The sequence below is a fragment of the Enterococcus sp. AZ126 genome (genome assembly GCF_051714545.1).
Taxonomy (GTDB): domain Bacteria; phylum Bacillota; class Bacilli; order Lactobacillales; family Enterococcaceae; genus Enterococcus_L.
The window spans coordinates 969,730-984,037 of the sequence record NZ_JBIOSB010000001.1; the positions used below are offsets into that span (position 1 = coordinate 969,730).

The following is a 14,308-nucleotide window of genomic DNA, read 5'->3' on the forward strand; positions in this document are numbered from 1 at the left end:
AATAAGGTAAAAACTAAATAAGCTTCTTTTCCTTGATCGACTGAATAACAAACTGACTCTCTGGCCGATTAGCAGATGCAATGCTTGTGGTAATTACAGAGATTAACTGTACTTCAGGATTCCTTTTTGAAATACGTCTAACAACGAACTTACTTTCCGGTTGATCACCAGCAGCAATGGCTGTTGCAATCAATGATATTGTTTGATATTCCGACTTTTCTGCTGGAACGTACCCAACCATTTCTTGCCATTCATGTTCTCCTGTAGCGGGAGAACACTTTGGTTTATCCATTTTGACTTCTATTTTTTCTTTACTAAACAGCCGTTCAAATAGACCCATGAACTCACATCCTTTCTGTTTATGAATTCATTATAGATAAAAACGATTGCAATAAAATGAAATCATCAAGCTTAAATTGTTCTTTCACTGTTCCTCTTTCTCCCACTTCTTTTAAAACACTTAAAAACGTTGCTATATCAACATTTACAAGCATTTAACAATTTATTAACATCTCTTTAATATCTCTTTAAGAAAACGCTATCATCTTTGTTTTTTTAGTGTTCTTTTTCCTCATTTTATCTATTTATCTAAACTTTCTTGGATTAAACTTAGCCTTGTTAAACGAAATAAGAAAGGGTTTTCTTTTTGGCTTATTGTTATTTTTCTATTGCTCCAATCCCTTAAAAGAGACACCTGATTGTTTTGGAAAACGAATTTAATGTTGAAGGAGAGAAGAAAATGTTATTAACTGTTTTATCTTATGTAATGATTATTGTTTTTATGTTTGTCATTATGAAAAAGAAAATGTCACCATTTACAGCTTTGGTTTTGATTCCACTGATTTTTGCCTTGATTGCAATGTTTGCGGGGGTTTCTAAAAAAGGGTCTATTGGAGACTTTGTAATGGAAGGAATCAAAACAACCTCTACCACGGGTATTATGTTGTTGTTTGCCATTCTTTATTTTTCAATTATGTTGGATGCTGGGTTATTTGACCCCATCACGAAAAAAATGATTCATATTGCAAAAGGCGATCCAATGAAAGTCTTGATTGCTACAGCAGTCGTTGCAGCGGCCGTTTCTCTTAATGGAGATGGTACAACAACCACATTGATCTGTTGTTCTGCTTTTATTCCTATTTATAAAAAACTAGATATGAAATTGATGAACTTAGCTGTTATCGTTATTTTACAAAATACAATCATGAATCTCCTTCCTTGGGGTGGGCCAACAGCCCGGGCGATGAGCGTATTAAATGTGGGCGCTGAAATTTTAGCTTATCTGATGCCTGGTATGATCATTGCTTTACTTTATGTGATTTTCATCGTTGCACCTTCTATGGGTAGAAAAGAACGCGCTCGTCTAGGGATCAAGCAACTGACAGATGAAGAAATTGATGCAATGACAACTGTTACAGATGAAGAAACATTAGCAATCCGTCGCCCTAAAATTTGGTTATTCAATGCTATTCTAACGATTATTTTGATTGCGTTATTAGTAACAGATTCATTTGTTGGCCTTGGTTTACCTCCATTATTTCTATTTTTAACTGGTACGGTGATTGCTTTAATGGTCAACTACCCTGTTTTAAAAGATCAATCTTCTCGTATCGGTGCGAATGGCGGTGATGCTGTGCAGGTGGTTATCTTGGTTTTTGCAGCTGGCGTCTTTATGGGCCTTTTCCAAGGGACTGGTATGGCTGAAGCGTTGGCTCAAAGCTTTACAAAAATCATTCCAAATCAATTAGCTGGTTTTTGGGGCCTAGTTATCGCGGTAATTTCTGCTCCAGGTACTTTCTTTATCTCAAATGATGGTTTTTACTTTGGCGTCTTGCCGGTACTAGCTGAAGCTGGACGTGCTTACGGATTCACTGATATGCAAATGGCTTTGGCTTCCTTGATGGGACAAGCATTCCATTTGTTAAGTCCATTAGTTGCCTTTATTTATCTATTACTTCGTTTAACCGGTTTAGACATGGGACAATGGCAAAAAGAATCGGCGAAATGGGCACTCGGTATTTTCATTATCTTTGTTGTCACAATCGTCTTGACTGGTCATATGCCACTTTATATTCCACAATAATTAGTTAAATTGACTGAGATAAGATGAGACAAAATAATTAGATCACTTTCTAAAGCAGAACGATTTTAGGGAACGCAAGTCATACATTCGACAATAAACTAAAATTATCGGAAGACACAATACACGTAATAGATTCAGCTTACGCAATACCTACTTGTTTTTCGGAGCTAACTGTTTTCGTCTCACTCTTTTTCTTATCTTTTTTAGCAGTATACAATAAAAACATTCATTTATTTTTCCTATTATTAATAAGCAGAGGAGTAATCAGATGAGTACGATATCAGAAGCCGTAGGGAAAAATTTAGATTTAAGCCTAAATGAACCGCTTAAAGAACTTGTCTATAAAGCATTTAGAAAAACAATTATTCTTGGTGAAATTCCAGCAGGTCAACGAATCAATGAAAAAGAATTTTCCGAGAAAATGAATATCAGCCGTACACCGATCCGCTATGCCTTACAAAAGTTGCTTGAAGAAGGGTTGGTTGATCATGTTCGAGGCGTGGGAAATATTGTTCGTGGAATATCGCTGAGTGATGCCAATGAAATTTATGCCATTAGAAAATCTTTGGATGTTTTAGCAACGACCACAGCAATGAAAGAAATGTCTTCTGAAGATTTTGATGAACTGAAAATGTTGCTGGCAGAAACTGAGCGTTTAAATGAGGAAAATGAAATTGATGAGGTATTACAAAATTTTTCTAATTTTAATGAATTCATTTATGAAAAAAGTAAAATGCTGCGTTTAAAATCGATCGTTATGAAATTACGTGAATACCTCGTCTACTTTCGAGATATTTCGATTCGTTCTAAAGATCGTCGAGATAAGGCCTTAAATGAACATTGGCTAATTTATAAATGTATGCTGAATCAGGAAGAAGAACAGCTAAAGCTATTGATCACAGAGCATTTGGATTATTCTCAAACATTTATTCTTAAAGAAATGGAAAAACATTTAAATGAAACAGCTAAATAAAAAAAACACCTCTCAATTGATTGGCGAATTTGCACTACAAGCTTTATTATATGAAGCAGCTCTTTACCCTAAACCAGGTCTAGTCGATCCTAAAAGCTGCGGCGCACATACAGATATGAATTATTTTACTTTTATTGATAGTAGTGTCGCTCTTGCTCCTTTTCTTACGGAATATGCACAGTTAGGTTTCACTCATGATGGAACACCATTAGACTTATTTGAAAAGGTACGGACACTTGGTAAGAAAGCAGAAACCGCGATGCTGAAACAAACAAATGGCGTCAATACCCATAAAGGAGCCAATTTTTCGTTCGCCTTACTTTTAAGCGCTACAGGGAAAGTAATGAATGCGCAAAAATTCGAACTCCCTTTATCCCAACAAAACACATCCGCTATTTTCAATTATATACGTCTTATGACAAAAGGATTACTTTCAAATGATTTTGCTGATTTAACTCAAAAACAACAATTGAGCTATGGAGAAAAACTTTATTTAGAATATGGTATCGTTGGGATTCGAGGTGAAGCAGAATTAGGTTATCCTACGCTTAAAAATAGTGCGCTCCCCTTTTTAAGGCAGCATTGTAAGAGTGAGCTACGAACACTATTTCTACTATTACTACTCCATTTAATGGCTACAACTGAAGATTCTAATTTGATTAATCGCGGTGGGATTTCGGCTTGGCAAAAAGTCAAAGAACAAGCCTGTGAACTATCACAAACTTTTTCCATAGATCATTCAAAAAAAGAACTAGAAGATGCTTTATTTCTTTTTGATCAGCAATTGATCAAAAAAAATCTCAGCCCTGGTGGGTCAGCTGATTTAGTCGCTTTGAGTTTCTTTTCAGGAAAATTGGAAGGTTTATTTTAAGGTTTACATAAATAAAAAACAGGTGATGACTCGATTGATCACCACCTGTTTTATAATTATAGCTATTAAACACCCGCTTTGGCCTCTCCTTCCGGATTGAACAGATAGCCAATTCCCCAAACCGTCTGTAAATATTTTGGTTTTTTGGGGTCATCTTCGATTTTATTTCTTAGATAATTAATATACACAGTGATTAGATTCTTATCCATATCTCCATTACTCCAGACATTCGCATAAATCTGTTCTTTACTAAATACTTGATACGGATTCTCCATAAAAAACAAAATCATCATGATCTCCTTTGACGTCATGCTCACAATTTCACCATTTTTGCTAAACTGATATTGGTTTTTATCAAATGAAAAAATCCCTTCTCTCAACATCGTTTCTTCACGTTGTTGACTCAAGGTCAATAGCTGCTCTGTTCGATTCAATGTACTAATAACTTGCGCTCGTAAAACATTTGGCGCAAACGGTTTAGGCAGATAAACATCCCCACCAGATTCTAAACCACTAATAATATCATACTCACTCTTTTTTCCACTAACAAATATGATCGGTGTCAACGGTTGACGTTCTCGAATCAATTGAGCCAAATGATATCCGTCATTTTCATGTTCTAAACTAACATCCAATAAAAATAATTGAAATGTCACTCGATCCATAATATCTAAGGTTTGTTCAATTGTATCACTTTGATACACCAATAATCCCGTTGATTGAAGCGATTTCCAAATTAATCGGCGAATTGCAGGATCATCATCTACTACTAAAATTTTTTCATTCCGCAACGTATACACCTCAACATTCTTTTTACGTTACCTATACAATAGCGGAATTATCTTTAAATTTCAACATGAACTTGTTATGATATGAACAGACTTTTAAAAGGAGCTAGACCAATGAAACGAACAAATAGAATTGTGAACATCATGATCGCAGCAATGATCGTTTTTATTGTTGCATCCGTTTTCTTTGCAGTTCGTGGTTTTTCCGTTATTCGCAAAACAACTACTGCCAGTGGACAAGACTTTTTATTACAGTCGACAGAATATGTTGGAAAAGTGATTCAGCTTTCCATGAAAAATCGACACCAAGCACTTAATTATCTAGCTATCGATGGCAATTTAAAAAATAGTGATGATCCAGAAACTTACTTAAAAAACAGTTCTTCTTCTCTCAATACATTTTTTGAATCACTAAATAATGAAGCAGACGCACTTTTTTATATGAAATCTGACGGTACCCCCTTATACGCTTTTCATTGGAATTCTAAGAAAAAACAAGTAGTCATTGCAGATATCAAGACCATTCATCCATTCATTAGCCATGATTTGTCTTTAAAACAGCTTTTAGCCGAACCGACCGTTCAAAATGGTGATTCGTATTTTATCGACAAAAAAGCCTATGTCAATTTTTACCAAGAAATTAAAACTGCTTCTGGTACTATCGATGGTTATCTGATTTTACCGCTAAATTTGGACGTTTTCTATAGGAATTTTCTGCAAGATTTTGAAGTCGACTATAAAGGCTATCCCATGATTAAAGACCAGTCAATGACTGTCATTATGCATCCTGTAAAAAAGCAAGTTGGTTTAGACATTATCAACGGCCGAGAAAAACTTTATCCGAACTTTGATTATTCTGATTTAAAACGATTGGAAAAATATCAGCTAAACCATTCATCTGGAAAATTGACCTACAACTCTTATTGGTGGGATGAAGATACGCCGACAGAAGTCTTAAAAATCAGTGCCTTTGAATGGATCGATGTCGGACTTGCCCATTGGGTTGTTGCAATAAATGCCGATTATAATGAACGGAATGATGCCATTATTAATTTTGTGATCGTCTTGTCTTTTCTACTCGTTTTATTACTACTATTGATCATTATCTGCTCGCTCTTTATTCATAATTTCAGAAAAAAAGAAACGATCGAAGCAGAAAATCGTCAATTGATCGAAAAGCAAAAACAACAAAAAATGCAGCATCAACTTGAATTAGAACTTTACCAGCGCAATAAAATGGAAACAGTCGGTTTATTAACCACTTCGATCGTTCATGACATGAACAATTTTTTAACCCCCATTATAGGCAACACACAATTATTATTGGAGGAACACGGAGACGATCCTTTATTGAAAGCAGATTTAGAAGAGATTTTACATTCTGCCCAAAAAGGAAAACAGCTCTCTTCAAATGTATTGCACTTTTCTAAACCTCAAAAAAGTGTTCAAGAATGGATGGACATTTCAGCTACGATTGGTGTAGCCGCTCATTTGATTGGGGAAATCATTCCTAAGAAAGTTCAACTAAAGCTATCCATTCAAGATAATTTGGGAACGACTAAATTAGAAGAAACTGATTTACAAAATTTGATCTATAACTTAATCACCAATGCCTATCAAGCAACAAAAAACAATAAAGACAATATACAAAAAATTCAAGTAACTGTCGGACCTGCCTCAAAAGAGACAACTGATTTTCTGAGAACAAACACCCATCGGATAAATCATATTGACAGTTTTGTTACATTGGAAATCTCTGACAATGGTCCCGGCATCCCCATAGCATTACAAGAAAAAATATTTGAACCCTTCTTCACGACGAAATCAGCTGATGAAGGGACTGGTCTTGGTTTGTTTGCAGTAAACTCAATAGTTGCGAAGTATGAATGGTTCCTTTCATTAGAGTCAATAGAAGGTTTTGGAACAAGTTTTTTCATCACATTTCCCGTTCGTTCATGTGAATAATTAAAAAATAAGCATTCTTTTGTTCTATTGGTTTGAAGAATGCTTATTTTCATACAAGTATTTTTAAGTCGTCTAAAAACAAACGTTAGAGTATTTTTTTTCTTTCTTTTTCGTTATACTAAGATTGAAATCATTTATTGAAGGAGTTCTATTATGGGGAATTATTTTAGTATTATTATTGGCATTGTTTATCTTATTGGTGTATTTTGGATCCCAAAGTGGCGCAAAAAAAAGGTGAATCAAGATTGGAAATTTTATGAAGTACTTTGGTTCTCAATTTGTTTTATCGTGTATGTCATTTACCTAGAAATTCAGCTTCACACCTACTATTTCTTATTACCATCAAGCTTTCTACTGCTTTTTCTTTTTAGTTATTTTAAAGAAAAACGTAGATTAACAAATGGGTTATTATTTAACTTATTTCTAATTGTTGGTATGACTTATTTGGGGTCTTTGCTTTATAGAACACTCAATCCATTATTGATTGTTTTAGCAGGAATTACGCTCGTTGTTTTGTTCCTACTTATATTGATCGGACTTTATGCCTTGGTTGTATTTTTGTATTGGAATGCAATCGTCGTTATGCGCAAAGAAGGACATTCATTAGCGAACTTATTAACACTACTTTTAGCAGTTGGTCTAACGGTCTTTCTTATTTTTAATCATTATTCAAGTCGAATTTTGCCTGAGTGGGCCTCTCTATTATTTGGTATCTTACCACTCTTAATGCTCTACTTTTCTTTTGTTTTCTATAATTTTTTGACGATTTCAGTCATTTATCAATTTAATCAGCCTAAATATGCTCAAGATTTTATCATCGTTTTAGGCTCTGGATTGATCGATGGAAAAACAGTCCCGCCACTTTTAGGCAAACGAATCGAAAAGGCCATTCAATTTTATAAAGCCCAAGCCAATGCTACATTAAGTCCGCCCAAAATTCTTATGTCTGGTGGTAAAGGGGATGACGAGCATGTTGCTGAAAGTATTGCAATGAAAGATTACGCCATCGAAAAAGGAATTCCAGAAGAAGATATTTTAGTTGAATCAAATTCAAAAAACACCTTAGAAAACATGAGATTTTCAAAAGAAATCATGGAAACAGTTTTTGGTGGAACAGATTTTCATGCACTATTTACAACCAACAATTTCCATCTGTTTCGTGCAGGTCTTTTTGCGAAAATGGCGAATCTAAACGCAGATGGACTTGGAGCAAAAACAGCCTTTTACTTTCTACCAAATGCCTTTTTAAGAGAGTTTATTGCCATTGTAATGATGCACAAACGCCGTCATTTGATTATATGCGGACTGATTGCATTCGTGATGATTTTCTTAGCATTCGTTCAATTCTTTTTTATCTCTCGTCATTAAACTTAAAACAAAATTGGAACAGAAGCGTTTATTCTGATTCCTTAAGGCTTGGATATGACTCGTAGAGTTATGTCTAAGCCTTATTTTTTTTATGAAATTGGATATGGCGGATCTCATCATAGCCAATCTTATGCCCATCTACATAAATCCCTAATGCATCATGTCCTTGAATCCTTCCTATAACGTCTGCACCGTAGTTTCCATCACAATCCAATTCTTCTTTTTGAATCCTCACTTCAGCTTGACTTTGAAAAGCCTGAGCTAAAACTTCATCGATTTCCGTCCAACTCATTTGAATTTTTTTTTCAGCTGGCTGTCTTTTTTTCTCTTGTTCAATGATTGCTGTATGTTCAGATAAATAAAAACCTGCCCACTTTTTCATTTTTCGATCTTGATACTGTTCAAAATAATAATCCCGCTCTTTGCTCATTGTAAGCCCTCCATTCCTCCAGCATGCCCACCGACTAATGATGCTCTTGAAATTGCTGTGCCACCTGATGATACTGAACTCGCATGAACTAAAGAAACATAGCCAAACCGCTGCCGGATATCATCAATCAGCTGATCTAACTCTAATTCTTTGATCTGTTCATCAGGTTCATGAAATAAATCTAGTTGTACATAAGTATTATAATTCAATTTGGTATAAGTAATCCCAATATGTCGTACTTCTTCTCCATGCCAATGTTGTCTGAATATTGTTAAACAATACTCAATCAACAGCTTACTACTATTTGTTAAAGGAACTTTCATTTGTCTTGAAAATCCTGATCCTAAAGACTTATCAGTCCTTGAAAAACCAATGGATAAATGCACACATTCTGTCTGACAATGTGCCTTTCTAAGTCTGGCCGCCACTTGTTCCGCCATTTCACGGATCACAACTTCGATTTCTTCTTGTCGTAAGTAATCTCGCATCAAAATTTGAGAATTATTATACGAGCGTTCTTCTGGTATATATTTTTCCGATAGACGGCTGCGGTCGATACCATGTGCGTGAGCATAAAGCTGTTCACCGATGATTCCTAAAGTTCTTTTCAGACCATTCAAATCAGCATGTGCCAAATCATAAACGGATCGAATCCCTAAATTATTTAAGCGTTTCTCCAACCGATGCCCAATTCCCCACATATCGGTCATCGTTTTGATTGTCCAAACTTTTTCAGATACATCCTCATAATGCCATTGGGCTAAACGTTCCTGATTATGCTTAGCTTCAATATCCATCGCTAATTTTGCTAATAAGGGATTATCCCCTATTCCAACTGTGATCGCTAATCCTGTTTCATTTTTGATTCTTTGTTGGATGATCTGTGCGAGTTCTACCGGTGTTCGTCCAAATAATTTCCAGCTAGCGGTCACATCTAAAAACGATTCATCAATCGAATAAATATGTAGATCTTCATCTGCTACATAGCTCTTATATATCTCATTGATTTTCATATTTTCCTTGATATACTCATTCATTCGCGGTGGGACGATTACCAATTCTGGATGGTTTGGAACATCATATTTTCGTGTCACATTGGTGATTCCCAGTACTTCTTTCGCTTTTGGAGAAGAAGCTAAAACCAAACCACCCGTATTTTCTGCATGACTCATGACTACCAACATTTTTTCAATTGGATCGAAACCTCTAGCGACACATTCTACTGACGCGTAAAATGATTTTACATCAATGCAAAAAATCACTCTTCTTGGTTCTTTTTCATAATCAAAAAACATAGCATTCCTCTCCTTGTTTTATTTCAAAACCAATTATACGAACATACGTTCATTTTGTAAAGGGGAACACCTTTTTAAATTTGAGCCTGAGTAAAAATAATTCTTTTTTTAGAATTATAGATAGAACTACTATCTAAAAATGTAAAAAAGCATTATAGTTATATAAGATATTACAAACAACGAATCATAGTTTAAAGGAGTGAAGTCTGTGTCGGTTTATGAAAAATTTATTCAAAACGAACGATTAAGACGTTTTTTTGTTTTGGGTGTTGTTATTTTTATTTTATTTTTAGCTAGAAGTATGATCACAATGATTTTATTAACATTTATTTTTACGTTTTTAGCTCTTCATTTCGTGAAATTTGTTCAGCGCTTTTTAAAAATCCCATCGCTCATACTAGTTTTAGCAACCTATTCTTTAATTGTTTTTTTAGTCTATCTGGCTATTACAAAGTATGTACCAGTTGTTATCCATCAAACAGTTCAGATGTATAACTCGGTGATCCATTTTTATAAAAATCCAGGAGATAATCATAACCAACTATTGATGATCATAGATGACTATCTAGAGAAATCAAATTTAATGTCACAAATCCAAAATGGAGCGAGTACCATTTTACGTTATGTTCAAGACATTGGTTCGATCGGTATTTCCTTTGTCCTTTCATTTGTTTTGAGTTTCTTTTTTATGATCGAGAAAAAACAAATGACTGAGTTTTCTAAGTTGTTTTTAAAAAGTGATTTTGACTGGTTTTTTCAAGACATCTATTACTTTGCTGATAAGTTTGTAAATACATTTGGTGTCGTAATGGAGGCTCAATTCTTTATTGCTGTTGTTAATACTAGTATTACAACGATTTGTTTGGCTTTGATTGGATTTCATCAATTGCCAAGTTTAGCAATCATGATTTTTCTTTTGAGTCTAATACCCGTTGCAGGAGTGATTATCTCCTGTATTCCGCTAAGTTTCATCGCCTATTCACAAGGTGGTATCAACGATGTAATTTATATTTTAGTGGTGATCATCGTAGTGCATTTATTTGAGTCTTACGTATTGAATCCCAAATTTATGTCCAGCAAAACAGAATTACCGATTTTTTATACATTTGTTATTTTATTGATCAGTGAACGATTGTTTGGTGTTTGGGGATTGATTGTCGGTATCCCGATTTTTACTTTCTTTTTAGATATCTTAAAGGTCAAACCCATCCATTCTTTCACTGGAAAAATAACATATGATCCAGAAAATAATAAAGAAAAATAATTCCTTTGCTCTGCTTTCGTTTAAAAAATAGCTAAATCAACGCTTATAAAATTGTTTAGGCCGATGAATTAATGCCTAAACCAAAACTTGTAAACGTGACTCCCAAGGAAGTATTTGACAAGTTGGCTTATTTGTCGTAAAATTGCTACAAAATAACATATCAAACTTTAATAAAGCGAAGTAGCAATAATGTCCCTTTTTCAGAGAGTCAGCATTTAGTGAGAGTTGGCATATACATTTTTGTGAATTACACTTTTAGTTTCCTACCGTAAGTAGGCGTCTATCTACGATACAGATTTGAGAGGTATATGATCTTTTCATGTACAATTTGGGTGGTAACACGGCAAAGTTCGTCCCATAGGCTAAAACCTATGGGGCGTTTTTTATTTTATTTAGGAGAGGAATAGGCGAAATGAAAAACATTATTGATGAATTAGAATGGCGTGACGCCATCAACCAACAAACAGATAGCGAAGGTTTACGAAAATACGTTGAGACCGAGAGCATTTCACTATATTGCGGTGTGGATCCTACAGGAGACAGTATGCATATCGGGCATTTGATTCCATTTATGATGCTAAAAAGATTCCAAGCATTCGGACACCATCCTGTTATTTTAATCGGTGGCGCAACCGGAACAATCGGTGATCCAAGTGGACGAACAACAGAACGTCAATTACAGACAATGGACACCATCCAACATAACGTTGACTCTTTAACAAGACAGATGGAAAAATTATTTGCTGTAGATACTGACAATACATTAACATTAGTAAACAACTATGACTGGACACACAATCTTACTCTTTTAGACTTCTTAAGAGATTATGGTAAATTTTTCAACATCAACACAATGCTTGCCAAAGATATCGTAGCAAGCCGTTTAGAAACAGGAATTTCCTTTACAGAATTCACGTACCAAATCCTACAATCAATGGACTTTTTGCACTTATTTCAAAATAATAATGTCCGCATGCAAATTGGTGGCGCCGATCAATGGGGCAATATTACAGCAGGTTTAGACTTGATTCGTAAAAAAGAAGGTGCAGATGCAAAAGCCTTTGGTTTAACAATTCCATTGATGTTAAAAGCAGATGGAACAAAATTTGGTAAATCAGCTGGCGGTGCAGTTTGGCTTGATCCAAAAAAAACAACGCCTTACGAATTCTACCAATTCTGGGTAAACCAAGACGACCGCGACGTAATCAAATACTTGAAATTCTTTACCTTCTTAACGAAAGAGGAAATTGATGCCCTAGAAGTAAAAGTCCAAACGGAACCACACTTACGTGAAGCACAACGCGTACTAGCAGCAGAAATGACAAAGTTTGTTCACAGTGAAGCTGATTTAAATGATGCTCTAGCAATCTCAGAAGCATTATTTTCAGGTAACGTAAAAAATCTAACCTCCAAGCAAATTGAAGAAGGTTTTAAAAACATGCCTACTATTGAAACAGAATCGCTTGATCAAAATCTTGTAGATTGGTTGATTGAACTTGGAATCGAACCTTCTAAACGCCAAGCTAGAGAAGATATCACAAATGGTGCAATTTCAATCAATGGTGATCGTATTAAAGAATTGGACTTTACCGTTACAGCAGATCATAGCTTTGATGGAAAATTTATTATTGTTCGAAAAGGGAAAAAACAATACACTTTAGTGAAAATACTTGCTAAATAATAGGAATATTTTTGTCGTTTCAAATCAAAGAAGATGCGATCAATAGTATAAGGCAAATAGTCATTATGATTCACCAACCATTAAATAAAAAATAGTTCCAGATACGTTCTATTTAACAAAAAACAAAAGACCGAGCTTGGCTAGCTCGGTCTTTCTTTGTGTGACAAATATGCTATTTAAATATGAATTGGCAAACCTAAAGCCAACTCAGAAGCATCCATAGTAATTTCCCCTAAAGATGGGTGTGGATGGATCGTTAATGCAATATCTTCAGCATTCATGCCAGATTCAACTGCTAATGATAATTCAGAAATCATATCACTTGCGCCAACTCCGCCGATTTGTGCTCCGATAATGACATTGTCTTCGTTTGTTGTTACCAAACGTACAAATCCTTCAGTTTTACCTAAAGAAATAGCACGGCCGTTACCAGCGAATGGGAACTTGTACGCAGTTGCTTCTAATCCCGCTTCTTTGGCTTCAGCAATTGTCATACCAACACTTGCTAATTCTGGATCAGTGAAGGCTACAGCAGGCATTGCTTTGTAGTCAACTTCTACTTTTTTACCAGAAATTGCTTCTGCCGCAATTTTCGCTTCGTAGCTTGCTTTATGAGCAAGAGCAGCGCCAGGTACGATATCGCCAATAGCGAAGATATTTGATACGTTTGTTCTACCTTGTTTGTCCACTTTAACTAAACCACGTTCGCCAACTTCAACACCTGCTTGTTCTAAACCAAGATCATCTGTGTTTGGACGACGTCCAACTGTTACCATTACATAGTCAGCAGTGACAGATTCTTCTTTACCATCTACTTCATATTTCACAGTTACGCTGTCGCCATTGTCGATTGCTTCTTTAGCCATTGCTTTCGTTACAACTGTTACATTTTTCTTCTTGAAGTCATCTGTAACTAGTTTAACCATGTCTTTTTCATACGTTGGTAAGATTGAAGGGCTACCTTCTAAAATCGTTACTTCAGAACCAAGATTCGCATATGCTCCACCTAATTCCGCACCGATAACACCGCCACCGATAATAACAAATTTCTTAGGTACTTCTTTCAAGCTCAAACCGCCAGTAGAATCTAAGACACGTCCGGCAAATTTAAATCCTGGGATTTCGATTGGACGAGAACCTGTTGCTACGATTGCATTATTGAATGAGTATGTTTGAGCTGAATCCGGATGAATCACGCGTAATGTGTTTTCATCAACGAAGAAAGCTTCTCCTTCAATAATTTCGATTTTATGTTTTTTTAGAAGGAAACCAACACCGCTTGTCAAAGTATTAACAACTTTGTTGTCTTTCCATTCTTGTGTTTTTGTAAAGTCTAGCTCAACACCTTTAGCTGTTACACCAAACATAGTTGAATCTAGTGATTCTTGATAGTGATGTCCAGCTGCGATCAATGCTTTAGAAGGAATACATCCAACGTTCAAACATACACCGCCGATAAACTCACGTTCAATGATCGCAACTTTTTGACCCATTTCAGCAGCACGAATCGCTGCAACGTATCCTCCAGGACCTGAACCAATTACGACTGTATCTAATTCAATGGCGAAATCTCCTACTACCATGTGATAA

The 14,308-nt window shown here is 35.4% G+C and carries 12 protein-coding genes and 1 other annotated feature; of the genes, 7 read left to right on the forward strand and 5 right to left on the reverse strand.

Annotated elements, in window-relative coordinates; all coding sequences use genetic code 11:
- Window positions 1-13: 13 nt before the first annotated feature.
- The gene (locus tag IGI43_RS04770) at window positions 14-340 is read right to left on the reverse strand and encodes a hypothetical protein (protein WP_438756683.1); all 327 of its coding nucleotides are present in this window, start codon (window positions 338-340) and stop codon (window positions 14-16) included.
- Between the two features lie 399 nt (window positions 341-739).
- Here IGI43_RS04770 and IGI43_RS04775 point away from each other — a divergent pair, with 399 nt between their 5' ends.
- The 3 genes from IGI43_RS04775 to citG all read left to right on the forward strand — a co-directional run bounded on the left by IGI43_RS04775 (window position 740) and on the right by citG (window position 3,927).
- Window positions 740-2,083 carry a CitMHS family transporter gene (locus IGI43_RS04775; RefSeq protein ID WP_438756684.1) on the forward strand — a complete coding sequence of 448 codons (1,344 nt, stop codon included), beginning with the start codon at window positions 740-742 and terminating at the stop codon, window positions 2,081-2,083.
- Window positions 2,084-2,351: 268 nt separating this feature from the next.
- Window positions 2,352-3,056, forward strand: a complete 705-nt coding sequence (locus tag IGI43_RS04780; protein ID WP_438756685.1) for a GntR family transcriptional regulator — start codon at window positions 2,352-2,354, stop codon at window positions 3,054-3,056.
- Entirely contained in the window at window positions 3,040-3,927 is an 888-nt protein-coding gene (citG, locus tag IGI43_RS04785) for a triphosphoribosyl-dephospho-CoA synthase CitG (protein WP_438756686.1), read from the forward strand. The genes IGI43_RS04780 and citG overlap by 17 nt, the downstream gene beginning before the upstream one ends.
- A gap of 65 nt (window positions 3,928-3,992) precedes the next feature.
- Here the strand turns inward: citG and IGI43_RS04790 are convergent, their stop codons facing one another.
- Window positions 3,993-4,718, reverse strand: a complete 726-nt coding sequence (locus IGI43_RS04790; RefSeq protein WP_438756687.1) for a response regulator transcription factor — start codon at window positions 4,716-4,718, stop codon at window positions 3,993-3,995.
- 111 nt (window positions 4,719-4,829) lie between these two features.
- Between IGI43_RS04790 and IGI43_RS04795 the strand changes: the two genes are divergently transcribed.
- Window positions 4,830-6,680 carry an ATP-binding protein gene (locus tag IGI43_RS04795; protein ID WP_438756688.1) on the forward strand — a complete coding sequence of 617 codons (1,851 nt, stop codon included), beginning with the start codon at window positions 4,830-4,832 and terminating at the stop codon, window positions 6,678-6,680.
- Between the two features lie 153 nt (window positions 6,681-6,833).
- The gene (locus IGI43_RS04800) at window positions 6,834-8,048 is read left to right on the forward strand and encodes a YdcF family protein (protein WP_438756689.1); all 1,215 of its coding nucleotides are present in this window, start codon (window positions 6,834-6,836) and stop codon (window positions 8,046-8,048) included.
- Between the two features lie 73 nt (window positions 8,049-8,121).
- Here the strand turns inward: IGI43_RS04800 and IGI43_RS04805 are convergent, their stop codons facing one another.
- Window positions 8,122-8,478, reverse strand: a complete 357-nt coding sequence (locus IGI43_RS04805) for a hypothetical protein (protein WP_438756690.1) — start codon at window positions 8,476-8,478, stop codon at window positions 8,122-8,124.
- Complete coding sequence (locus IGI43_RS04810; protein WP_438756691.1) at window positions 8,475-9,773, reverse strand: Y-family DNA polymerase; 1,299 nt, start codon at window positions 9,771-9,773, stop codon at window positions 8,475-8,477. The genes IGI43_RS04805 and IGI43_RS04810 overlap by 4 nt, the downstream gene beginning before the upstream one ends.
- Window positions 9,774-9,981: 208 nt before the next feature.
- On the opposite strand from IGI43_RS04810, the gene IGI43_RS04815 reads away from it, so the two are divergent.
- Both IGI43_RS04815 and tyrS read left to right on the forward strand, forming a co-directional pair.
- Window positions 9,982-11,037, forward strand: coding sequence for an AI-2E family transporter (locus tag IGI43_RS04815; protein ID WP_438756692.1), 1,056 nt, complete (start codon window positions 9,982-9,984; stop codon window positions 11,035-11,037).
- A 158-nt stretch (window positions 11,038-11,195) separates the two neighbouring features.
- Window positions 11,196-11,398, forward strand: a binding site (T-box leader).
- A 51-nt stretch (window positions 11,399-11,449) separates the two neighbouring features.
- Window positions 11,450-12,718, forward strand: a complete 1,269-nt coding sequence (gene tyrS / locus IGI43_RS04820; RefSeq protein ID WP_438756693.1) for a tyrosine--tRNA ligase — start codon at window positions 11,450-11,452, stop codon at window positions 12,716-12,718.
- A 176-nt stretch (window positions 12,719-12,894) separates the two neighbouring features.
- On the opposite strand, the gene lpdA is transcribed toward tyrS, so the two are convergent.
- The gene (gene lpdA / locus IGI43_RS04825) at window positions 12,895-14,301 is read right to left on the reverse strand and encodes a dihydrolipoyl dehydrogenase (RefSeq protein ID WP_438756694.1); all 1,407 of its coding nucleotides are present in this window, start codon (window positions 14,299-14,301) and stop codon (window positions 12,895-12,897) included.
- Window positions 14,302-14,308: the final 7 nt, after the last annotated feature.